The sequence below is a fragment of the Hydrogenibacillus schlegelii genome, assembly GCF_001653195.1.
GTDB lineage: Bacteria > Bacillota > Bacilli > Thermicanales > DSM-22653 > Hydrogenibacillus > Hydrogenibacillus schlegelii.
In genome coordinates, this window is the sequence record NZ_JXBB01000021.1 from 1 (window position 1) to 22,515 (window position 22,515).

Annotated in this window: 21 protein-coding genes; 6 read left to right on the forward strand and 15 right to left on the reverse strand. The window is 67.0% G+C overall.

Annotation, left to right across the window (positions count from 1 at the left end; all coding sequences use genetic code 11):
* Positions 1-380: 380 nt before the first annotated feature.
* Positions 381-764, forward strand: a complete 384-nt coding sequence (locus SA87_RS06695) for an NAD(P)/FAD-dependent oxidoreductase (RefSeq protein WP_066201067.1) — start codon at positions 381-383, stop codon at positions 762-764.
* Here SA87_RS06695 and SA87_RS06700 read toward each other — a convergent pair.
* The gene (locus tag SA87_RS06700) at positions 761-2,821 is read right to left on the reverse strand and encodes a thioredoxin domain-containing protein (protein ID WP_066201070.1); all 2,061 of its coding nucleotides are present in this window, start codon (positions 2,819-2,821) and stop codon (positions 761-763) included. The genes SA87_RS06695 and SA87_RS06700 overlap by 4 nt on opposite strands.
* 190 nt (positions 2,822-3,011) lie before the next feature.
* Here SA87_RS06700 and SA87_RS06705 point away from each other — a divergent pair, with 190 nt between their 5' ends.
* Complete coding sequence (locus SA87_RS06705) at positions 3,012-3,437, forward strand: globin domain-containing protein (protein WP_066201122.1); 426 nt, start codon at positions 3,012-3,014, stop codon at positions 3,435-3,437.
* Here SA87_RS06705 and SA87_RS06710 read toward each other — a convergent pair whose 3' ends face one another.
* A complete protein-coding gene (locus SA87_RS06710) occupies positions 3,438-4,223 on the reverse strand; it encodes an SDR family NAD(P)-dependent oxidoreductase (RefSeq protein WP_211258023.1) in 786 nt (261 codons plus the stop codon). It lies immediately after the preceding gene.
* 474 nt (positions 4,224-4,697) lie between these two features.
* On the opposite strand from SA87_RS06710, the gene SA87_RS06715 reads away from it, so the two are divergent.
* On the forward strand, positions 4,698-5,696 hold the full coding sequence (locus SA87_RS06715) for an SLAC1 anion channel family protein (RefSeq protein ID WP_066201075.1): 999 nt from the start codon (positions 4,698-4,700) through the stop codon (positions 5,694-5,696).
* 376 nt (positions 5,697-6,072) lie between these two features.
* Here the strand turns inward: SA87_RS06715 and lpdA are convergent, their stop codons facing one another.
* The 4 genes from lpdA to pdhA are packed head-to-tail and all read right to left on the reverse strand — an operon-like array spanning position 6,073 to position 11,119.
* On the reverse strand, positions 6,073-7,500 hold the full coding sequence (gene lpdA / locus SA87_RS06725) for a dihydrolipoyl dehydrogenase (RefSeq protein WP_066201079.1): 1,428 nt from the start codon (positions 7,498-7,500) through the stop codon (positions 6,073-6,075).
* A 2-nt stretch (positions 7,501-7,502) separates the two neighbouring features.
* On the reverse strand, positions 7,503-8,921 hold the full coding sequence (locus tag SA87_RS06730; protein WP_066201082.1) for a dihydrolipoamide acetyltransferase family protein: 1,419 nt from the start codon (positions 8,919-8,921) through the stop codon (positions 7,503-7,505).
* A gap of 36 nt (positions 8,922-8,957) precedes the next feature.
* On the reverse strand, positions 8,958-9,935 hold the full coding sequence (locus SA87_RS06735) for an alpha-ketoacid dehydrogenase subunit beta (protein ID WP_066201089.1): 978 nt from the start codon (positions 9,933-9,935) through the stop codon (positions 8,958-8,960).
* Positions 9,936-9,940: 5 nt separating this feature from the next.
* Positions 9,941-11,119, reverse strand: coding sequence for a pyruvate dehydrogenase (acetyl-transferring) E1 component subunit alpha (gene pdhA / locus SA87_RS06740; RefSeq protein ID WP_066201091.1), 1,179 nt, complete (start codon positions 11,117-11,119; stop codon positions 9,941-9,943).
* Positions 11,120-11,341: 222 nt separating this feature from the next.
* On the opposite strand from pdhA, the gene SA87_RS06745 reads away from it, so the two are divergent.
* Positions 11,342-12,097: an alpha/beta hydrolase gene (locus SA87_RS06745; protein ID WP_066201093.1), complete on the forward strand. Its 756-nt coding sequence runs from the start codon at positions 11,342-11,344 to the stop codon at positions 12,095-12,097.
* A gap of 251 nt (positions 12,098-12,348) precedes the next feature.
* Here SA87_RS06745 and SA87_RS06750 read toward each other — a convergent pair whose 3' ends face one another.
* The 9 genes from SA87_RS06750 to SA87_RS06800 form a co-directional block, all read right to left on the reverse strand.
* A complete protein-coding gene (locus SA87_RS06750) occupies positions 12,349-13,143 on the reverse strand; it encodes a sulfite exporter TauE/SafE family protein (RefSeq protein ID WP_066201096.1) in 795 nt (264 codons plus the stop codon).
* A 76-nt stretch (positions 13,144-13,219) separates the two neighbouring features.
* Positions 13,220-14,110, reverse strand: coding sequence for a DNA/RNA nuclease SfsA (locus tag SA87_RS06755; protein WP_156516505.1), 891 nt, complete (start codon positions 14,108-14,110; stop codon positions 13,220-13,222).
* A gap of 66 nt (positions 14,111-14,176) precedes the next feature.
* A complete protein-coding gene (locus SA87_RS06765; RefSeq protein WP_245637671.1) occupies positions 14,177-14,908 on the reverse strand; it encodes a YggS family pyridoxal phosphate-dependent enzyme in 732 nt (243 codons plus the stop codon).
* Positions 14,909-15,240: 332 nt separating this feature from the next.
* The gene (locus SA87_RS06770; protein ID WP_066201105.1) at positions 15,241-15,432 is read right to left on the reverse strand and encodes a peroxiredoxin; all 192 of its coding nucleotides are present in this window, start codon (positions 15,430-15,432) and stop codon (positions 15,241-15,243) included.
* A gap of 28 nt (positions 15,433-15,460) precedes the next feature.
* On the reverse strand, positions 15,461-15,691 hold the full coding sequence (locus SA87_RS13165; protein WP_066201106.1) for a peroxiredoxin: 231 nt from the start codon (positions 15,689-15,691) through the stop codon (positions 15,461-15,463).
* A 150-nt stretch (positions 15,692-15,841) separates the two neighbouring features.
* On the reverse strand, positions 15,842-18,115 hold the full coding sequence (locus SA87_RS06780; RefSeq protein ID WP_066201108.1) for a heavy metal translocating P-type ATPase: 2,274 nt from the start codon (positions 18,113-18,115) through the stop codon (positions 15,842-15,844).
* Positions 18,116-18,337: 222 nt separating this feature from the next.
* The gene (gene arsC / locus SA87_RS06790) at positions 18,338-18,772 is read right to left on the reverse strand and encodes an arsenate reductase (thioredoxin) (protein ID WP_066201113.1); all 435 of its coding nucleotides are present in this window, start codon (positions 18,770-18,772) and stop codon (positions 18,338-18,340) included.
* A gap of 449 nt (positions 18,773-19,221) precedes the next feature.
* Positions 19,222-19,749 carry an ArsR/SmtB family transcription factor gene (locus tag SA87_RS12665; RefSeq protein WP_082718244.1) on the reverse strand — a complete coding sequence of 176 codons (528 nt, stop codon included), beginning with the start codon at positions 19,747-19,749 and terminating at the stop codon, positions 19,222-19,224.
* Between the two features lie 289 nt (positions 19,750-20,038).
* Positions 20,039-20,527, reverse strand: a complete 489-nt coding sequence (locus SA87_RS06800; RefSeq protein WP_082718245.1) for a DUF4870 domain-containing protein — start codon at positions 20,525-20,527, stop codon at positions 20,039-20,041.
* 178 nt (positions 20,528-20,705) lie between these two features.
* On the opposite strand from SA87_RS06800, the gene SA87_RS06805 reads away from it, so the two are divergent.
* The gene (locus SA87_RS06805; RefSeq protein WP_066201119.1) at positions 20,706-22,079 is read left to right on the forward strand and encodes a hypothetical protein; all 1,374 of its coding nucleotides are present in this window, start codon (positions 20,706-20,708) and stop codon (positions 22,077-22,079) included.
* A gap of 60 nt (positions 22,080-22,139) precedes the next feature.
* A partial coding sequence (locus SA87_RS06810; protein ID WP_211264187.1) for a hypothetical protein occupies positions 22,140-22,515 on the forward strand: 376 nt, incomplete at its 3' end.

The following is a 22,515-nucleotide window of genomic DNA, read 5'->3' on the forward strand; positions in this document are numbered from 1 at the left end:
CGGCGGCTACGCCGAGCTCAAGCAGGCCCTCGGCCGCGTCGACGCCCCGCTCAACGCGGAACGACTTCGATCGGATCGACGCCTTTTGAACGCGTGACGGCCATGAACGCGTGACGGCCTTGAACGCGTGACGGCCTTGAACGCGTGACGGCCTTGAACGCATCGATGCCTTTTTGAAGACGGAACGGCAAACAAGGCGCAACGGCTGTGCGACGGGCGTTTCGCCTGCCAGTCCAAAACCGGCCGGTTAAAACGGTCGGTTTTACCTTTATTCGCGATGATTGTGATTCGCGATGATTGCGTCGGGAACATCAAAAAGCGGTCGACCCCATCAAGCGGGAGGCGACGTTCCGCAACCTCGAAAGCGGAGAAACGGTGGCATGCGTTTTGACTTCCTCCACATCGTCCCGCCGATGACGGCCCCGGCCGTCGTGCGGGAAAGCCCTCTCGCCAGCGCCGCCGGCTGGGTCGACGTCGTCAAGCACACCCTGCAGCATCCCCGCTCCCCAAACGTCTTCGCCCTCGGCGACGTCACCGACGGGCCGTCGTCCAAAACCGGCGCCGCCATCCGCAAACAAGCGCCGGTTCTCGTGGAAAACGTCCTTCATTCCGGGGCGAACCGCCCACCGCCCGTTACAACGGCTATTCTTCCTGCCCCTTCGTCACCGGCATCGGCCGTCTGTGCTGGCCGAGTTCGGCTCCGGCAGCGAAATCACGGAATCGTTCCCGTTCGACCAGGCGGCATGCTGAAGGGCGTCCTCTAAGTCGCCTCGGCCAGGGCCGCGCGGAGGGCGTCCGGGTCCGTCACCGGCGCCCGGCAGACCATCCTCCGGCAGACGTACGCCGCCGGCCGGCCGCCGACCAGCCGCATGGCCGCCGTATCCGGAAGCGCCCGGTCCCACGCCTCGGCCTCCGGGCCCGCCGGCGGCCGGACGAGGACGAAGGTGTGGGGCCGGTACCCCTCCCGCGTCGCCCGAACGAGCGCCGCCGTCGCCGGATGCTCCCGCTCGCCGACGATGACGACTTCCGCCCCCGATCCTTCGACGACGAGCCGGGCCGCGAGCAAGAAGGCATGTTCCGCCGGCCGCGCAAAAGCCCGCCCGCCGAAGGCCGTAAACAACGCCTCCAGCGCCTCGGCATCCTCCGGCCGGCCCAAAAGCCGCACAAGATGGGCACGGACGAAGGCGAGGAGGGCGTTTCCCGACGGAATCGCGCCGTCGGCCGCCTTCCGCACCGAAACGCCGCCGGGGCCGGCGGCGGCGGTGTGGCGGTACCCCCCTTCCGGCGCCCGAAACCGGGCGTCGGCGTAAGCGACCCAGCGCCGCGCTTCCTCGAGGTAAGCCGGCGCTTGAGCGGCAAAAAAGAGTTCCAGCGCTCCCCACGCCAGCGCCGCGACGTCGTCGAGCGTCGCGATATTTTTTCGCTCTCCGTCGATATAACGCACGTACAGCGTTCCGTCATCGCCCGTGAGCCACTCGCGGACGAACCGGTACGCCGCCTCGGCCCGCGCCACCCACGTCGGGCGTCCAAGAAGCTCGCCGGCCCGGGCGAGGGCGGCGATCATGAGGCCGTTCGGTCCGGACAAAATTTTCCGATCGACAAACAGCCGGTGCCGCGCCTCCCGGTACGCCCGAAGGCGCTTGCGGGCCGTCTCAAGGCGCTGAAAAAGCGCCGCTTCCGACAGGCCGAATCGATCCTGAAGGGCCTTCGGCTCAAAGCGCATCAGGTTCGGCGCGCTTTTCCCTTCGATCGGCCCCGGCGATCCGATGTCGTACGCCGCGGAAAAAAGGGCGCCGTCCTCCTCTCCGAGCACCGCGCGCACCTCCTCCGGCGTAAAGAGATAGTACGCCCCTTCGACGCCATCGACGTCGGCATCTTCCGCCGTGCAAAACGCCCCCTCCGGCGCCCCGAGCCGCTCGAAGACGTACGCGACCGTCTCCTCGGCGAGATGCCGAAACGTCGCCTCCCCCGTCGCGGCCGCGGCCTCGGCGAGGGCGTAGAGGAGGAGCGCCTGATCGTAGAGCATTTTTTCAAAATGCGGCACCCGCCAGGCGCGGTCCGTCGCGTAGCGCATCCAGCCGCCGCCGAGATGGTCCCGGATCGCCCCGGCGGCCATCTTCCGAAGGGTCTCCGCCGCCATCACCGTCGCCTCGGGCTCCTTTTTCTCTGCGCCGTAGCGCAAGAGAAAAAGGAGCCGGTGCGCCAGCGGAAACTTCGGCGCCGTGCCGAAGCCCCCGTGCACCGGGTCGTACTCCCGCCGGAGCGCCCGGTACGCTTCGTCGACCAGACCCTCCTCGAGGGGCCGCGCCTCAAAGGCAAACAGCGACCGGAGGCCGCGACGAGCATTTTCCGCCACCCGGCGGACGTCCTCCGGCCGCGTCCGCCAGAGCTCCACGATCCGCGGCAAAAGCTCCAAAAGCCCGATGCGGCCGAAGCGGCGCGTCTTCGGAAAATACGTCCCGCCGTAAAAGGGGAGGCCCTCCGGCGTGAGAAAGACCGTAAGCGGCCAGCCGCCCTCCCCCGTCATCGCCTGCACGGCGGTCATATAGAACTCATCGACGTCCGGATGTTCCTCGCGATCGACTTTGATCGGGATGAAATGCTCGTTCAGCCACCGGGCGACGTCGGCATCCAGGAACGACTCCCGATGCATCACATGGCACCAGTGACACGTCGAATAGCCGATCGAAAGAAAGATCGGCTTTCCGGCCTGCCGGGCCTCCTCCAGCGCCGCATCGCCCCACGGTCGCCAGTCGACCGGATCTTCGGCGTGCAGCAAAAGATACGGCGATCGCTCTTCAGCCAACCGGTTTCGCCCCATCCGCTTTCCCTCCCCAGGGCCTCGCCGACGACGTCCGGCCTCCATGACTTCGCACCCCAAAGCGGCTACAATGAATGAAGGGACGAAAGAAACAAACGCCCGGGAGCAATCATCGAACACCGAGGAGAAGAAGGCCATAACCGGAAGAAAAACGGAAGAGAAAGAGAACGCAAACGGCGGAGGGATGTCGATGTCGGCCGAACTGTACCACGCGCTCGGAGGCGAAACGGGGATCCGACGGATCGTCGAGGCCTTCTACCGCCGGGTGGCCGAAGACCCGATCCTCAAGCCGATCTTCCCCGAAGACCTCACGGAAACCGCCCGCAAGCAGTTTCTCTTTCTCACGCAATTTTTCGGCGGACCGGCCCTCTACTCGGCCGAGTTCGGCGCCCCGATGCTTCGGGCGCGGCATCTCCGTTTTCCGATCAGCCCGCGGCGGGCCCGCCGCTGGCTTGAACTCATGCGGGAAGCCTTCGCCGAGGCGGGCATCGACCCGGCCACGACGGAACTCGCCTTTCTCCGGCTGACCAAAACGGCGATGCACATGGTGAACATCGACGACGGCGAAGAAGAAGACCCCGACGCGCCGCGGCGCCGGCCGCGCCTCGATCCGTGATCACAAATACACCATTTTTCTCGTCATCCCGCCGTCAACGATGAGGTGAGCGCCGGTGATGAAACCCGCCTCCCGCGAGGCGAGAAACAAGATCGCATACGCCACGTCTTCCGGCCGGCCTACCCGGCCGACGGGATGCCACGCGTGGTCTTCCGGCGACGGCCGCGCCGCCGGATCCGGATCGTCCGCCCAGTCCGCCGGATCGATCCACCCCGGCGAGACGGCGTTCACCCGGATCCGCGGACCAAGGGTGATCGCGAGGGCGTGTGTCAGGGCGACGAGGCCCCCTTTGGCGGCGCTGTACGGTTCCGTATGCGGTTCGCTCATGAGGGCCCGCGTCGAGGCGACCATGACGACCGCCGATCCGTCGCTAAACGCCGGAAGCAGCGCTTCCGTCAGCCGGTACGGAGCTCTAAGATTCACCGCGAGCACCTCATCCCAGGCCGCAAGCGGCCGCTCTCCGAGGCGACCGGTCCAGCCGATCCCGGCGACGTGCGCGAGCACGTCGATCGCCAAAACGGCGGCCCGGACTTCGGTCGCCACCCGGTCGATCGCTTCCGGATCGCGAAGATCGCCCACCACCGCCCGCCCCAACCCGCCGACCGCTTCGACCTGCGAAAGCGTCCGGAGAAGGCCCGCTTCGTTCCGGTCGATCAGCACAACGCGGGCGCCCTGTCGGGCGAACACGACCGCCGTCGCCCGGCCGATGGCGCCGGCGGCCCCGGTGATGACCGCCGTGCGCCCGTCGAATCGAAATGGCGCCTCTTCCATCGAACTCCTCCCCATCGCGCGCCTCTTTCCGCCGGCGGCCAAACGGATGTACCAGGATTATAATGCATCGATTCGCAAAAGAAAAAGACTGGCCCACGATGGGCCGGCAAAGGCAGGCCGGGTCGCCGCCTTATGCAGAAGGAACAGCACGGCCGGCGTCCCGGACACCTCCCGGCCGTCGTTCCGAGGGGCCGAAATCCGGCCTGAGCCGGGGAAGCCGGTCAACGCCGGCCGTCGAAACGGCGGACGCTATCATCCGGGATTCTGAGACGCCGTCCCTCCGGAACTCCGGAGTTCCTTGCCATCCGATCTGATCCAGCCGTTTGCCACAAATCCACGGGGGAAACCCTTCAAACTTTTTCGCGATTCCTTTCACAAATCGGCGTTCACCGTTTGTCCGTTGACAAGATCCGGACCGGCCGCCTAGAATGAAAAGACGAAAATCGGACTGTTTCTGATTGAAAACGAGGCGAAAGGAGCGGTCTGCCGATGGCCACGCCCGACACCCACACCGCGCCGGCGAAGGCGACCGATCGGCCGCGCGGTCTCCAATATTTTCCGATTGTCCTGTTCGCCAGCGCGATGGGGTTTTCCGGAACGACGATCGCGGCGATGCGGATTGAGCCGCTGCTCGGACTTCCGCCGGCGTTCTCGCTCCTTTTACTCACGCTGACTTCCCTTCTTTTCATAGTGCAGATATTTCTCCTTCTCTATCGCGTATTCGCCTACCCGGAAGAAGTCCGGCGAGACTTCGATCACCCCGTCCGGATGAACTTTTTCGGCGCCGTCTCGATCAGCTTTATGCTCCTCGCCGCCGCTTACCTCGACGTGGCGCCTTCGGTTGCCGCCGTCCTCTGGTGGATCGGCGCGCCGCTTCACCTCCTCATCACCCTCGCCGTGCTCCGCAAGCTCATCGTCCAGTCGCGGTTTGAGATCGTCCACTACAACCCGGCATGGTTCATACCGATCGTCGGCAACCTCATCGCGCCGATCGCCGGCGTCGCCGTCGCGCCGCCGGACGTCAACTGGTTTTTCTTCAGCATCGGCATCGTCATGAGCGTCGTCTACATTCCGATGTTCTTCTACCGGATTTATTTCCACAACCCGATCCCCTTGAAGCTCCTGCCGACGTTCTTCATTTTGATGGCGCCGCCGGCGGTCGGTCTCGTCAGTTACGTCAAACTCACCGGCCAGTTCGACGGCTTCGCCCGGGTCCTGTACGGCTTTGCCTTCTTCATCGGCCTTCTTCTCGTCGTCCTTTTCCCGATGTTCTACCGCGTGCCGTTTTTCCTGTCGTGGTGGGCGTACACTTTCCCGTCGGCGGCGATCACCATCGCGACCGTCCTCATGTACCACGAGACGGGCGTTGAAGCGTACCGGTATCTCGCCTACGTGCAGATGATCGCGCTCCTCATTCTCCTCGTCGACTTCAGCCGCCGGACCCTTGGCCTCATGGCCCGGCGGGAGCTGTGCGTGAAAGAAGACTGATTCAAAAAGCTCCGGCGGCGGTCGACCGGAGGCGTTCCTTCCGGCGGACCGCACGTCCGGAGCTTTTTGCACCTTTTTCGCTTTTCCGCCCTTCATCCAGCGGGCTCGCCCGACGACCGGCGAAGGCGATCGAACGTCCGCGAGCGGCCCCCACCGCCAGAAGATGCCCGGCGTAAGAGGCGTAAGCTCCGCTGACGGAAGAGGCGCCCGCCTTTAAAACGACCGCCGCCGGATGGACCCGCCCCGGCGAACGCTTCTCTCTGCGCTTCGCCCCTCTTTTCGGGCGACGATCCAGACGAGGCCGCCCCGAACCCACGTCCGCTTTTCTTCGATCGAAACATACCACAGCTTCCGCTTTTCGGCCGCCGTCTCGCCGTCAGCCTCTCAGCACGTGCACCGGCTTTCCAAGAAAGACCTCCGCCGCCTCCATCACCGCTTCCGAAAGCGTCGGATGCGCGTGGACGGTGAGGGCGAGATCCTCGACCTGGGCCCCCATCTCCACCGCCAGCGCCAGCTCGGCGATCACCTCCGAGGCCCCGGGGCCGACGGCTTGGGCGCCGAGGAGCGCCCCCGTCTCGGCATCGCCGACGAGGCGGATGAATCCTTCCTTCTCCCCCAGCGTGAGCGCCCGACCGCTCGCCGCCAGGGGAAAGGTTCCCCCCTTCACCCGGTGACCGGCCGCTTCGGCCTCCGCCGCCGTCATGCCGACCGTCGCCACCTCCGGATCGCTGTAGACGACCGTCGGCACGGCCCGGAAATCGGCCTCCGCCCCGGCCACTCCGGCGATTGCTTCCGCCGCGACTTTTCCTTCCGCCGACGCCTTGTGCGCCAGCGCCGGGCCCGGAACGACGTCGCCGATGGCGAAGATTCCGTCCGCGCTCGTCGCCATCCGCCGATCGACGGCGACGAACCCCCGGCCGTCCACCCGGACGCCGGCGGCGTCCAGGCCCAGGTCGTCGGTGTTCGGCCGCCGCCCGACGGTGACGAGGACGTAGTCTGCCGTGAGCGTCCGTTCGCCCTCGGCGGTCTCCACCCGCACGTGCACCCCATCCGGCCCTGCTTCGGCCCCCAGGGCCCGGGCACCTTCCAGAACGGTGACCCCGTCGGCCTGAAGGCGGCGTTTCACCGGCCGGACGAGGTCTGCCTCAAAGGCGGGAAGAATGCGCTCCGCCCCTTCGACGATCGTCACCCGGCTGCCGATCCGGGCATAGGCCTGTCCGAGCTCGATGCCGATGTACCCGCCGCCGATGACGACGAGGCGCTCGGGAAGCGCCGGCAAGGAGAGGGCTTCCGTGGAGGAGAGGATCCGCCCGGCAAGCCCCCCGAACGGAAAGCCCGGAAGCTCGATCGGCCGGGAACCGGTGGCGACGATCGCCGCCCGAAAGCGGTAGTTGATCGCCTCCCCGCCCGCCTCGATGACGCGAATTTCCCGCGGTCCGCGAAAAAAGGCTTCGCCGCGGACGATCTCCACCCCGTTTCCTCGGAGGAGCCTTTCCACGCCGCCGGTAAGCGTCCGAACGACGTCCGCTTTCCAGGCCATGAGCCGCGGAAAATCGAGGGAAAGCTCCCGGGCGGCGAGGCCGAAAGCGGCGCCTTCCCGGAGGCGACGGACGTCGTGGGCGACGGCGATGAGGGCTTTGGAAGGAATGCAGCCGACGTTGAGACACACGCCGCCCAGCGCCTCCCGTTCGATGAGCGTCACCTTCCGGCCGAGCCGGGCGGCGCGGATGGCGGCGACGTACCCGCCGGGCCCGCCGCCGATGACGACGACGTCGGCGTCGATCGTCGTTTCGCCGACGACCATGCTCATCCCTCCATGAAAAGCACCTGGGGATTTTCCAGCAGGCGCTTCACGTGATTCAAAAAGCGCTGGGCCGTCGCCCCGTCCAGCACCCGGTGGTCAAAGCTCAATGACAGGTCGAGCATCTGGCCGACCTGCACGAGGCCGTTTCGGACGACCGGCTTTTCGGCGACGCGGCCGAGGCCGAGGATCGCCGCCTCCGGCGGATTGAGGATCGGCGTGAAATGACCGCCGCCGACGGCGCCGAGGTTGCTGATGGAAAACGTGCTCCCGCGAAGTTCCTGCGGTTTGAGCCGCCCCTCCCGGGCGCGGGAAGCGAGGTTCTGAATTTCCCGGGCAATCTCCCAGCCGTTTTTCCGATCGGCGTCGAAGACAACGGGCACGACGAGGCCCTGCGGAGCGTCGACGGCGATGCCGATGTGGTAGACGCGCTTTTTCACGATCTCTTGCCGCGCTTCGTCCAGATAGGCGTTGACCTCCGGGTAGGCTTTCAAGGCGGCGACGACCGCTTTGACGATGAAGGGGAGGTAGGTGAGCTTGATTCCCCGGGCCTCGGCCTCCGGCAAAAGCGCCCGCCGGAGGGACACCAGCGCCCCGACCTCGGCCTCGTCCAAAAGCGTCACGTGCGGTGCCGAACGCTTGGCCCGCACCATCGCCTCGGCGATCACCCGGCGCACGCCGCGAAGGGGTACCCGTTCTTCCCCGGCGGTCAAAGCCGTATCGGGCGCCCCGGGCGCCGTTTCGTCGACCCATGCCGGCGCTTCCCGCGGCGCGACCGCCGCCGAAGCAGCCGCCGCCGGCTCCGGCGCCGCTTCCCGCTCCGGCGCTTTTTCGGCGCTTGTTTGTTCCACCGCCCGGTCTTGTGCTTTTGCGGCCCGAAGGACGTCCTCCCGGGTGATCCGGCCGCCGGGGCCGGAACCCTTCAGCGTCCGGAGATCGACGCCCCGCTCTCGGGCGAGCCGCCGGACGCTCGGCATCGCCCGGACCGTCGCCGCGGCGCCCGGCGACGGCGGCGCCGCGGCCGCTCCGTCATCCGGCGCCTCCTTCGCCCGCCCGGCTTCAGGCCGGCCGGCCCCGCCCGCCGGCCCCCGTTCCGGCGCCGGGGCGGCCTCCTCCGGCGCGATCGTTTCCCGGACTTCGGCCCCGCCTTCATCGGCGCTCCGCTCTTCGGGCTCGCCCGCGCCCGGCACCGCGATTCGGACGAGCGGCGTGCCGACGGCGACGATCGCCCCTTCGTCCGCCAAAAGCGCCTGCACCGTCCCGGCGACGGGGCTCGGGATTTCCGTTACCGCTTTGTCCGTCTGCACCTCGACCAGCGGCGCATCCTCTTCCACGACGTCACCGGGCCGGACGAGCCATTGGACGATCTCCCCTTCGTGGATGCCTTCGCCGATATCCGGCAGTTTGACGGTGATGACTGCCACGCTCGCACCTCGCTTTCGAACGACGTCCTTTGCGCCCTACGCCTCGGCGACTTCCCGGATGGCCGCGGCGATCGCCTCCGGTGACGGCAGCCAGTCGTCTTCATGCTGGGCCAGGGGATACGGCGTGTTCGGCGCCGCCACGCGCCGCACCGGCGCTTCCAGGAAGTAGACGCCGTGCTCCATGATCTGGGCGATGATCTCCGCCGCCGCCCCGGCCTGCGCCTGCGCCTCCTGCACGACGACGGCGCGATTCGTCTTGGCCACGGAGGCGAGGATCGCCTCCCGGTCGAGCGGCCAGACGGTGCGGAGATCCAGAATCTCCACCGACAGGCCGTCCTCCTCGGCGACGATCGCCGCCGCCTTTTCCGCCGCCTGCACCATCGCACCGTAGGCGATGACGGTGACGTCCTCGCCTTCCCGGACGAGACGGGCTTTTCCCAGCGGCACGGTGTACGCTCCTGCCGGCACTTCCGCCCGGAACGAACGGTAAAGCTTCATGTGCTCCAGAAAGATGACCGGATCGTCGTCCCGGATGGCGCTGATGAGAAGCCCCTTGGCGTCGTACGGGTTGGAAGGGATGACCACCTTGAGCCCCGGCGTTGCGAGCAAAAGCCCTTCCAGGCTGTCCGAGTGGTGCTCCGCCGCCCGGACGCCCCCGCCGAACGGCGCCCGGATGACGATCGGGGCCGGGTGTCGCCCCCGATAACGGAAATTCATTCGCGCGATATGGTTCACCTCGTCGAACATCTTGAGGACAAATCCAAAAAACTGCACTTCTGCCACGGGACGGAAGCCCGTCGCCGCCAGCCCCACGGCCAACCCTCCGATGGCCGACTCCGCCAGCGGCGTGTCGAACACCCGCGTCTCGCCGAACTGCGCCTGCAGCCCTTCGGTGACGCGAAACACCCCCCCGTATCCCCCGACGTCCTCGCCGAAGACGAGCACGTTGGGATCTCGCTCGAGCTCCAGCCGGAGGGCGTCGCGAATGGCCTGGATCATCGTCATCTCCGGCATGATCCTCACCTTTCCTTCCGGTCGTCCGCCCGTCGCCGCTCCCCGGAACCGCTCCCCGGATCGGCGCTGTCTCCCAAAGGCCTGCGGTCCGCCTCTGGCTCCGAACGCCTGAACACCGAGCGAACGAGGTCCGCCACCGTCATCTTCGGATACGCCTCCGCTTCCTTGAGCGCGGCGGCGACCGCTTCCTTGGCCTCGGCGATGGCCCGCCTCTCGTCCGCTTCGCTCCAGAGTCCCCGCTCACGCAGAAACTGCCGAAACCTGAGCAGCGGGTCGAGCCGTTCCCATTCGCCGAGCTCCTCCGCCTGCCGATAGCGCGTCGGATCGTCGCCGGACATCGTATGGGGACCGTAACGATAGGTCAGCGCTTCGATCAGGATCGGACCCTTCCCCTCCCGGGCGTGGTCCAGCGCCGACCGCACCGCTTCGACCACCGCCAGAACGTCCATTCCGTCGACCAGGCGGCCGGGAATGCCGGCGGCCACCCCTTTTTGGGCCAGCGTCCGGGCGCGGGTCTGCTTTTCCACCGGAACGGAGATGGCGTACCGGTTATTCTGGATCACGAATACCGCCGGCACGCCGAAAGCGCCGGCGACGTTCAGCCCTTCGTAAAAATCCCCCTGCGACGTGCCGCCGTCGCCGATGAAGGTGAGCGCCGCCGCTTTTTTCCCTCGGAGCTTAAGCCCCAGGGCCACGCCGGCCGCCTGCACGATCTGAGCGCCGATGATGATCTGCGGCCCGAAAGCGTTCAGATCGTCCGGCACAGCAAAACCGTGCATGTGCCCTCGGGAATACAGGAAAGCCCGAAAAAGCGGATATCCCCGCCAGACGAGGACCGGAAGATCCCGGTAGGTCGGCAAAAGCCAATCTTCCGGCCCGAGGGCAAAAGCCGAGCCGATCATCGTCGCCTCCTGCCCGGCGACCGGCGCGTAAAAGCCGAGGCGCCCCTGGCGGCTTAAGCTCACCGCCCGCTGGTCCCAGACGCGGGTAAACACCATCCGATCCATGAGGGTCCTGAGCGCCTCGTCGGAAAGGTCCGGCAGCCGGGCTTCGTCGACCGGCCGGCCGTCCGGCTCGAGGAGGCGAAACGGCCGGATCGCCTCCGCGTCCGGCAGGGGCACCCACCCCTCTTCCGGCGCAAGGCCCCCCTTCGCTCCGGATCGCTCTCGCGTTCTGGTGGTCATCCGCGCTCCTCCTTTCTCATCACCGTTCCCCGATGATCCCGCGGGCGAGACGATTGGACCGGCGTTTTCCGGTCTATGATGTGGACGAGGCGCTTCCCTGCGCCAAGGCCGGACGACGGAAAACGGCCGTACGGCGAGGTGCCCGCAAAGAGCCATCCGACCGCACAAAAACCGCCGTTCGATCCCAAAGGACCGCGTCTCAACCGAGGAGGGAACGGGCTCATGAACGGCCGATTTCCGGAGGATGCCTACCGGCGCAAAGTCGTCTCCTTCGACGTCCCTTCCGCCTGCCTCGGCCGCCCTGTCACCGTCCGGGTCTTTCTCCCGCCGGGCGATGCCGACGCCGAAGCGCGCCGGGCGCTTCCGGCCGTCTACGCCCAGGACGGGCAGCACGTTTTCCAGTACGGACGGGCGGCGACCCTCGCCCATGCGCTCATCGCCGAAGGCGTCCTTCGCCCGTTCCGCCTCGTCGGCATCGAAGTCAACCTCGCCACGCGCCTGGACGAATACCACCCGGAAGGACGGCGAAACGCCGCCTACCGCTGCTTTTTCTTCGAAGAACTCCTCCCGGCGGCCGAGGCGCGCTATCCGGTGCCGCCTTCCGGCCTCCGGCGGATCGCCGCCGGCGATTCCCTCGGCGGAACCGTCTCCTTCGACCTCGCCCTGGATCGACCGGATCTTTTTCAGGGCGTCATCAGCCTCTCCACGGCCTTCGTCCCGGCGCTCCTCAGGCGCCTTCAGGCGACAAAGACCGAGGCCATCCGCCACCTCCGGGTTTTCCAGTACGTCGGAACGGAAGAGACGGCGGTCCAGACGCGCCTCGGCACCCTGGACATTCTGGCCATGAACCGGGAAGGCCGCCGGCTCCTGGAAGCGAACGGGGTCGACGTCCGTTACGTCGAACGGCCCGGAGCGCACACCTGGGGCGCCTGGCAGAAGATCCTGCCTGAAAGTCTGCGTCATTTTTTCGGTTCCTAGTCCGTCCGTCGCCGTCCGCCTCCCCGCCTTTTCCGCCGACCCCCCATCCGCCGCCGTTCGCCTCCGCGTGTCGGGGCCGCAAAAAATGCGTATCGGGGCCACAAAAAAACCCCGCCGTTTCGGCGGGGTTTTCATCGGCTTCGTTTTTGTTTGCCCGCGGCATAGCGCCTTCGACGGCGGGCACCGCCGCCTGGGGACCGGCCCCTCGTCAGGCGCCCGTCCCCTCCCCGAATCGCCGCCCTTTTCCCGACTCAGCCGCTTGGCCCGGACACTGCCGGTCGCGGCGTCCGGAGATAGCGGATCCCCATCCACACCTGAACGACGGCAAAAATGAGGCGCAGCGCCTGCTCCGTGAGTTCGTGAGCCGTCAGCCCCCCGGCAAAAGACCCGATGAGTATCCCGGGAACGAGGCCGACGAGGACGTCGGGGCGGACGTTGCCCAGCCGCCCGTGGGTATAGGCGCCGACGGCGCCGGAAGGCACCATCGCCAGGAGCGACACCCCCTGGGCCGTGACCTGAGAAAAACCGCCGAGGAAGACCATCGCCGGCACCATGATCGACCCACCGCCGACGCCCATCATCCCGGACAGAAAGCCGGTGAAAAGGCCGGTCAAAAGAAGAAGCGCCGCCTCCCCCGCCGCCGGAAGCCGGGTCGCGACGTGGGGGAGGTACGGCTTCGACACCAGAAGGACGGAGACGAAAAGCAAAAACGCCCCAAAGGCCCGCTTGAGCTTCCATTCCGGAAGCGCGTGGGCATACCGGGCGCCGAAGCGGGCGGTGAACATCGCCGTCGCCGCAAGAAGGAGCGAGGCGACGACATCCACCGATCCCCCCAGCGCATAGGCCAGGGCCCCCGAAAGGCCGGTGAACACGAGCGCCACCAGGCTCGTCCCGTGGGCCTGATGCTGCGTCAATTTCAAAAGCGCCACCATGAGCGGGATCATGATCACCCCGCCGCCCAGCCCCACGAGTCCACCGAAGTAACCGGCGAGAAGCCCGATGCCGACGCCGAGGACCGCCGCCCGCCGCCGGGAATCCGAAGCCACCGTCCATCCCCTCCTTCGGACCGCCTTTTCAGAAGCCGGTGAGAGCGGCGCTGCCCCATCGCCGAAAGACGCCGGCTCATCCCTCGAGCAAAACCGGCAGCGCTCCGGCGAGGGCGACCGCCTCCGGCGACGGCCGGGTGCCGATTGCCCGGATGAAGACGCCCGAACGAGCCGCCGCCCTGAGCTCCGCGGCAAAGGCCGGATCGATCGCCTCCGCCGGCGCCACGCCGGCGACATCGCCCCGCAGGGCGACAAACCATAAAACCCCCGCCTCGCCGGACGCCGCCCGCTCCTGAAGCGCCGCCAAGTGGCGCCGCCCCCGCTCCGTCACGGCATCGGGAAATCGGCCGAGGGCCCCGTCCCGAAGCGTCACCGCCTTCACTTCGATCCAAAGCGGCGGCGCCTCCGGCGCGTCCAGACGAAAATCAAAGCGATGCCGCTTCCACCGCGCCTGTCGCCGGAGCACGGCCCCGGGTACGGACAGGATCGCCGAACGAAGCACCGCCTCGATCACCCGCTCCGCCAGCGTCGGCACGACGGCGACGAACCGCCCCGGCTCCGGTTCGGCGAGCACCGCCCGGTGCGTCGTCCGCGGCCCCACCGACCGCCCGGGTGCCGACGCGCCCGATGGGGCCGGAAAGCCCGCTTCTTTCCCGGGCGCCTCCTCCCCCGACGATCCCGCCCGCCTCTCCTCCCTTGCCGGCGACCCGCCGGCGACCGACGGATGCCGCACCGCCACCCAGACCCGACCGCCCGGCACGAGGACCGTCTCGAGCCGCCCCGGATCGCCGAGATGGGCGCGGAAGAGGACGCCGCTGGCCTCGTCCTCAGCGATCACCACGAAGCGATTTTCCCGGCGAAGAAAGCGGGCCGGGCGAAGCGGCGGCAGCTTCAGCCGGGGCGCCTTTTCCCCCGCTTCGGCGACTTCGGCCAGCGCCGCATCGATCGCGCGAAGAAGCGCTTCGATCGCCGTCCCGCACGCCCCCTTTCGCGGCCGGGCCTTCTCGCCCGGCCATGACGGCTCCGGCCTTGCTCAGCCGGCGGGCGGCCGCGGACCGAAGATCGCCGACCCGACGCGGACGATCGTCGCCCCTTCTTCCACCGCCAGCTCCAGATCCCCCGACATCCCCATCGAAAGCTCAACCGGCGGCGTCTCCCCGAGGCCTAAGGCCAGCGCCCGGTCGCGGATCTCCCGCAGGCGGCGAAAGCTTTCGCGCACCGCCGCCTCATCGTTGGTATGGGCGCCGATCGTCATAAAGCCCCGCACCCGAAGCGCCGGCAAGCGGACGACCTCCTTGTAAAACGGAAGCGCCGCCTCCGGCGCCACGCCGAATTTGCTCTCTTCGCCGGACGTATTCACCTGAAGGAGCACCTCCAGCGTCCGGCCTTCCCGTTCCAGCCGCCGGTTCAGCGCCTCCGCGAGGGTCGGCCGATCGAGCGAATGGAGCAGACGAATGTAAGGCAAGACGTCTTTCACCTTGTTCGTCTGCAGGTGCCCGATAAAATGCCACTCCACCTCGAGGTCCGAAAGGGCCGGCGCCTTGTCCCGAAGCTCCTGCGCCCGGTTTTCCCCAAAAGCCGTCGCCCCGGCCAAGGCGGCCGCCCGAAGCCGCGTCGCCGGCACCGTCTTGGTCGCCAGGACGAGGCGGACCGTCGCCGGGTCGCGCCCACTCCGCTCCGCCGCCTGCCGAATCCGGGCCCGGACCGCCTCGATCCGCGCCCGAAGCTCGGCGACGGCCGCGCCGGCGAAACCCTCCTCGCGCACGGCCATCCCCTCCCCCGACGCCTTCGCTTCGTTGGCTTCATTGTATCGGCCGCCCCGGACGATGGCAAGAAAAATCCCCGAAGCGCCGCTTCGATCGACACTTCGGGGGACGACCTCCGTTATCGGCTTAGGCAAGCGCTCCCGGGCCGTATCGCCCGACCTCAAACCGCGGCAGCCGGTACCGGGCCGCGACGTCCGACCTCGAGCCGCGGCAGCCGGTACCGGGCCGCGACGTCCGACCTCGAGCCGCGACGGCCGGTACCGGACCGCCGTCCGACACACGGGCGCGAAGCGAACGTAAGGCCCGCCCCGCCAGCGCCGAAAGTCGAGCTCTAGCGCGTCTTTTTCGCCAGATACCGGTCGAACACCTCCAGCGACCGATCCTCCAACCGCGCCCGGGCTTCGTCGACCGTCTTCGGGGTCGGCACGATGACCCGATCGTCCGGCCGCCAGTTGGCCGGAAGCGCCACCTGATGCTTGGCGTTCACCCAATGCGCGTCGACGAGGCGGAGGATTTCGTTCATATTCTGTCCGGGTATCATCGGATAGGGATCATCGAAGATCGCCCGGAGGATTTGCCGATCGTCGAGGATGAACCCCGCCTGCACCGCCGACGTGGCGCTCTGGCGCCACCGTCATGCTGAGGTCTTCGATGATCGGAAACTCGATGCGGACGCCGAGCTTTTCTTCGAGGTTCCGCACCCAGGCAATCTGCGCGTACGGGCTGTCGATGCTGAGCCCGAGATGCTCTACGCCCCGCTTCTTCCGTCCCGGAGTTTTCACACGATGACCCGCCTTTGACACGCCGACCCGCCAAATGCCCGCCAAATAGAAGAGAGCCCTGAATGGGCCCGGCGATGACCACGACGTTCAGAACATGATCGACCGAAAGGATCGCGTCCGGTCGCAGCGATCAAATAGCGTTCGGGTTTGTCAGGGCCGCATCCTAAGAAGCCGCGCCGAATTGGCCAGGATGAGCACGTCGGGGATCGACTGCGCCGCCGCCGCCAGCACGGGAGGCAAAATCCCGACGGCGGCCAGCGCAAGCCCGAAAACGCTGTAGCCGACGGTAAAGCCCAGATTGCCCTTGATCACCCGCACGGTCCGGCGCACGAGACGGAAAGCTTCGGCAATGAGGCGAAAATCGTCGCGAAGAAGCACGACATGCGCCGATTCGGCGGCGATGGCCGTCCCCGCCTCGCCCATGGCGATGCCTACGTCGGCCTGGGCCAGGGCCGGGGCATCGTTCACGCCGTCGCCGACAAAGGCCACGCGGCGGCCGCGGTCTTGATACGCTTTGACCGTGCGCTGTTTGTCCGCCGGGAGGAGCCCCGCCCTCACTTCGATCTTAAGCCCGGCGGCCCAAAGCCGGTCGGCAAGGGCGCGGGCGGCCGCCACGTGATCGCCGGTGAGCATTACGATCTCCTCGATGCCGAAGGCTTGCAGCTCGGACAGCGCCTCCAGAACTTCCGGGCGCAGGCGATCCTGAGCCGCGAGCACAGCGCGAAGCCGGCCGTCCACCGCCACGGCAAGCGGCGTCTTGCCCGCGCCGAGAAGGTGCTCCAGCTCCGGCGGAAGATCCACCGAATGGGCGGCGACTTCCTCCATGATCCACTTCGGGCTGCCGACGGCAACGAGCCGGCCCTGTACCCGCGCGCGAACCCCTCTGCCGGGAAGCGCCTCAAACGTTTCCGGCTCCGCCGGAGAAAGGCCGCGTCTGCGGGCCGCCTCCACGACGGCCTGCGCCAGAGGATGTTCGGAATACCGTTCGGCCGAAGCGGCGAGGGACAAGATGTCCTCGATCGCCTTTGCTTCCGACGCAGGCGCCGTCCCTCCCGCCTCCGCCGCATCGTCCGGGCGCCCGGCGTCTGAGGCGCGCTTTCTTTCTGACGTCCGCCCTCCCCCCTCGATCAGGACGACGTCCGTGATCTCCGGCCGCCCGGACGTGAGGGTGCCGGTCTTGTCGAGGAAAAGCACATCGACGGCACCGAGCGCCTCGAGGGCCTCACCGCCCTTGATGACCACGCCGCGCCGGGCGGCGGCTCCGATGCCGGCCAGCACCGCGACGGGCGTGCCAAGAGCAAAGGCGCACGTGCACATCACGACCAGAACGGCGACGGTGGCGGACACATCGTGGCGGATCCAATAGGTGAGCAGGGCCACGGACGCGACGACCGGGAGGGAATAGGCCGAAATGCGATCGGCCAGACGGCCCAGCTGGCCCCGGCTCGACTCCGCCTCTTCGACCAGCCGAACAATCTTTCCATAACTTGTCTCCCGGCCGACGGCCCGCGCCCGCACCTTGAGCGTCCCCTCCACGACGACGGAGCCGGCCAGCACCGGACTGCCGGCCTCGACGTCGACCGGCACGGATTCGCCCGTAATGGCCGCCTGATTGACCGAAGCGCGCCCGAAGCATACCTCCCCGTCGACCGGCACCGGCTCCCCGGGTTTGACCACAACGATCTCGCCCGGCCGGACCGCCTCCGCCTCGACCTCCACAAGACTGTCGTCCCGTTCCACCCGGGCCCGGCGCGGCGCCTGCTCAAGGAGCAGCTTCAACGCTTCACGACCTTTGTCCGTCGTCCGCCGTTCGATGAATGCGCCCAGGCGCATGAAGAAGGCGATGATCGCCGCCGTGGCCCACTCGCCGGCGAAGAGAGCGGCCGCCGCGCCGACGGTCATCAGCGTGTGCGAGGTGATCCGGCGGCGAAGTAGGGCTTTAAGGGCATTGCGAAAGACAGGATACCCGAGCCACACGACCAAAAGAAGGCCGAGGGCAAAAGGGATCCGGGCTGACACCCGATCGATCCACCCCAACCATTCCCCGATGACGACGACGAACAGGACGAGGCCAAACACAACCCCGAGAAGCGCCCATAAAGACCGCCAGAGGGCGGTGACGGAGACGGAATGGTTTTTTGCTGTGATATCCTCTTTTGCCAAAACTTTATCGAAGGGTATTTCTACCTTGTAGCCGGCTTCCTCGACGGCCTTGGCGAGCGTTTCGACGGTGACCCGCTCCGGATCGATGGCGACCTTTGCCTTTTCTGTGGACAAAAAGACCTGGACATGCTGAACGCCGGGCAGGGCCGATAAAGCCGCCTCCACGTTCCGGGCACAGCTGGCGCAGTCCATGCCGCGGACGGTGAGTTCGAGCGTCGGATAAAGAGGCGCAAACTCGGTGGCCGACGGTTGCGCCTTCATCGCCGATCCTCCCTTTCTGCCTCTTGCGTCCAATCGCCGGAGGCGCTCAGCCCCGGTCGAACGTTTTCTTCATCCGCCGCCGCTTTTCATCAACCCCCTCAGGAACGATCCGCTCGGCGGCAAAAGGCCCTTCCGGGCGAAGCGGACCGATCTCGTTGCGGCATTTCCGGCGGCATGAACGTCGGCGCAAAGCCGGGCGCAGAGTGGATGCAACCTCCGCGCTCAGCGATCGCTTTCCAACACACCGCCTTCGGCAAAGGCGCGGATGCGCGCTTCGATTTCGTCCCGCACCTTCCGGAACACCGCCAGGCGCTCCGCGTCCGTCCCCTCTGCCCGGGCCGGGTCGGGAAACTCCCAGTGCAGCCGCCGCACATGGGGCGGCGTCGGCGGACACGTGTCGTAAGCATCGCCGCAGAGGGTGATCACGAGCGCCGCCCGGTTCAAAATCTCGCGATCGATCGTTTTCGAGCGATGGTGGGAAATGTCGATGCCGACCTCGGCCATCGCCTGAACCGCCAGCGGATGGAGCCCGTGGGCCGTCACCCCGGCGCTCAGCACCGTATATCGATCGCCGAGGTACTTTTTGCCAAAGCCTTCGGCCATCTGGGACCGGGCCGAATTGCCGGTGCAGAGGAAATAGAGAATCGGCTTGTCCATCGGCTGATCCATCTTAACCCAGCCTGGTTCGTAAAACCTACCTGAACTTCATTTCAGGCAGGGACCCCGCCGAACCAGGCGTTCACCTCCTTTCGAAAATCGGGGTCTGGGCCCGGGCGTCCCACCCGGGGTGCTCACGGGAAGGTCAATCTTCCCCGTCCCCCGGTCTCGGCAGCACGGACCGACGGGGTGTTTTCCACCCGCAGAACGGAGGGCGCCGGGGTGGAGGCGGCGTAAGCCGCCGCCGCGAGCACCGCTCTGTCAGATTCGCCCGACCGGGTTTGTCCGAACCCCCGGCATAACGGAGTCACCGGAAGGCCAAAGCGAGGATCTTCAGTTCGCGCCAGCAAGAGAAGAAACTTTCCTGCTGCCGGCGGGCAAGCCCGTTGAGCAGAAGAAGCTTCGTCTGGAGGCGTTTGTTTCGACCATTTCCCGCCAAACGCCGAACCTTAAAGCCGACACACCGGCGCCTCGTCCCCGGACATGAGGCGGCCGATCTCATCGGAAAAATCAGGCAAATCCTTCAGAAGACAGATGGCAGAGGCAGGGAGCGCGTCGTTCAAGCGATAAACCACCCACTGTCCCCGGCGCTCTCCGGCGACCAGCCCTGCCTCCCGCAATCGGCGCATGTGCTGCGAAACCGCCGACTGGCTGATCCCGAGGAGCGACACGAGTTCGCAGACGCAAAGGGGACGGACCTGCAAAAGCGCCAGGATTTTAAGCCGCGTCGCATCTCCGAGCGCCCGAAAGAAAACCGCCCGGCGCTTGAAGACATCGAAAGAAGCACCGGCCGCCGGACGCTCTTCGGCGCCGGCGGGACCGTCGGAGTCTCGGCGCCCGCCAAGCGCAAAAGACCCGTCGGCCTGCCCCCGAAAGGCTTCCAGAGCGATGCGCCCCTCCCCGCCGTCCGTCGTTGCTCGCCCCTGTCCTCGGCCGCTCGCCTTCTGCGAAATCAGCCCGCCTTCCCGCGATCGCATCGTCTCCCCCCTTGGGCCCGAAAGGCTGCCTTTCCTCTCTCTGCAAGGAAAAAGCCTTACCGGCTGTTCGATTGCCCATAAGGATATTAGCATATGCTTATGTTTCTCGCAACCAGGGCGGCCGCGCGTCACGAGAGCCATCCGGCCCCCCGCTTGCACGCCGCGAAACGGACGCAGGCCGCAAAAAGCCTCCCTGTCCGCCGGCTCCTTGGATCCGGCGCCACGGGGGCAAGAGGGCGGCCAAGCGGCCCGGCGCCGAAGTTTCCCGCTTTACCGGATGTTCCCCACTTCACCGGAAAAACGAAATTGCGATCGGATAGCGGAACGGCCGCCCGTCCTTTGCCCGAACGGCTCCGACGATCGGGGCGATCAACCAAAGCAAAAAGAGCGCCAGGACGACGGTCGCGTAAATTAAAATGAGTCCCGTTCGAACCGGGACCCCCGTTCCGACCGTCAACCGGCCTTCCCACGACGAGAGCAGCTCCCAAGGAACGGTCTGTTCCATTCCTATGAGCTCCGGCCGGAAGGGAAACATCCACAACATCGAGAGGAAAACCAGCCCTCCGCCCAGGAGAAGGACGGTCAGCTGAAAATTAAGGACGGCTTTGCCGTTCCGATCGATCATCGGATGGGCGTCCTTTTTCCAGAGCCAAAGCCCGAGCGGCACCAGCACGGCAAGAAACGGGACGCTCGGCATCAGGAAAACAAAAAAGGGACTCAGGTGAAGGGCCATCGCCCAGTTGCGGGCTTCCCGTTCGCCCATCTCTCCTGCGGTCATCGCGGCTCTCCTCCTCGACCGTTGTTTGTCGTTTTACGCTGTTTTGCCTTTTTCATTACCTCTTCTTCATTCTACCTTCAATCGCCGGTCGACCGCAAACCGCCCCGCACCCGCAACCGGACGCCGGTGCCCGACGTCTAATCGAACAAGGCAATCCGAATCGAAAGGAACGATGCCGATGAGAACCGACCGAATCGATGTCTCGGCGCCGATGCCCCGGACCCGGCTCGATGCGGCCGCCGGGCGATCGCCCGAACCGGCGCCGGCTTCACCCGATGCGCCCCGATCCCGCCGGGCATATGCCGCCGGCGGCCCGCCCGGCGGAAAGCTGCGCTTCGCTCTTTTCGTTCTCTTCGCTCTGGCGCTCGGCGCCCTTCTTCTTCGCTTTGAAAGCGCCCGGCCGGCCTCCGCCGCCGCGGCTCCCCTCGCGACGCTCCCCGAGCGAAAGGCGGCGGCCGATGCCGCCGCCGCCCGCCTCCGGGATGACGGCTGGATCCGAGGCGATGGCGCCGCCGGGCTCGCGCTCGACCGGCCGATTCGGTACGGCGAGGCGGCCGTCGTCCTGGCCCGTTTCTTTCCCGAGCCGCGCCGCACCGTCTGGCCCGAGACGCCGATCGAGGGGCGCTATCTGAACGTCCGGAAGGAAGCGTGGTACCGATCGGCGCTCGCCGTCCTCGCCGACGCCGGCGTCTTCTTCGACCTTCGGGCCGATTTTGAAGCGCCCATCCCGTACGGAGAACTCGTCGTCGTCCTCGCCCGCACGGCTTCCGCCCTGCACCTCATCGATCCGAACGCGCCGGTCGCCTCCGAACCGACGGCGCCCCCGCCCGCCTCTCCGCCGGAAAGCGTACGCCCCAAACCGCTTCCGATCCCGGAACCGGAGGGGCCGCGCCGCTCCGACGCCGAACTCGCCCTCACCGTCCTCCGCGCGCTCGGCGTCATCGAGGACGGCGATGCGGAGGCCCTCGGTTTCGAAGCGCCGCCGGCTGAAGGACGCCGCGACGATACCGCGACGAGGTCGGAGGAGCGGCGGCGCCACCCCCTCTGGACGGCGCCGGTGGAACGCCGGCTCGCCTTTCTCTGGATCGATCGGCTCCGGGATGCCGCCCGCCTCCACGCTCCCGCCAACTCGGACCCGAGCGCGAGCGCCGAATGGCCGGTCGGAAGCGATCCCGTCGCCGAGGAGGAGTGGAGCGTGCCCGTCACCGTACACGAGACGCGCCTTCATCCCGAAGTCAAGCGGGTCGTCCTGAGCGCCGATCTGCCGAACCCCGGCTACCGGCTCGCCGTCGTCCGGGTGGAGTTTTCCGACGACGGTCGCGGGGCGACGATCGTCTACCGCATCGAAGCCCCCGATCCCGGACGGTTCTACCCGCAAGTCATCACGCGGCGGGAGGCGGTCGCTTACGTCCCGGCCGACGCCGCCGTCGTGGCGGTGCCGGAGCGCTCCGTCCCGCCGAAACCGCCGGGCGTTTCACCGCCCGAAAGACCGCCGTCCGGTGATCTTATAGAACGCCGCGGGAAGACCCGCCTCCTTCAGACGGCGGGATGATAGCGGCGCTTGAACGTTTGTGCGAATTTCGGTATCCTCGCCTTAAAGGAGGTGAAAAGCATGGCCTGGAGTTCCGCCTCCCATCCCGATCGGCTGCTCCTCACCCGGCAGTTTCCGATCGGACCCGACCGCCGGCCGGAGTTCGAACCGATCATGCAGGCGGCCAACCGGATCTGGAATTCGTGCGTCTGGCATTCGCGGGAGATCCGGGAAAAAGAAAACCGGTGGCCGAACGAAGGAGAGCTGAAGGCGAAATTCAAGTTCTTCAAGGTCTGGAAAGAACTCCACTCCCAGTCGGCTCAGGCGGTGGTGGAAGAGTACTTTGAGGCCGTCTCCGGCTACCGGAAGCACCGGGAAAACGGTCACGAGGAAATGCGGCCTCCGGATTTCAAGCCAAAGAAGCATCTTCGGACGGTCACCTGGAAAAAGCAGGGCT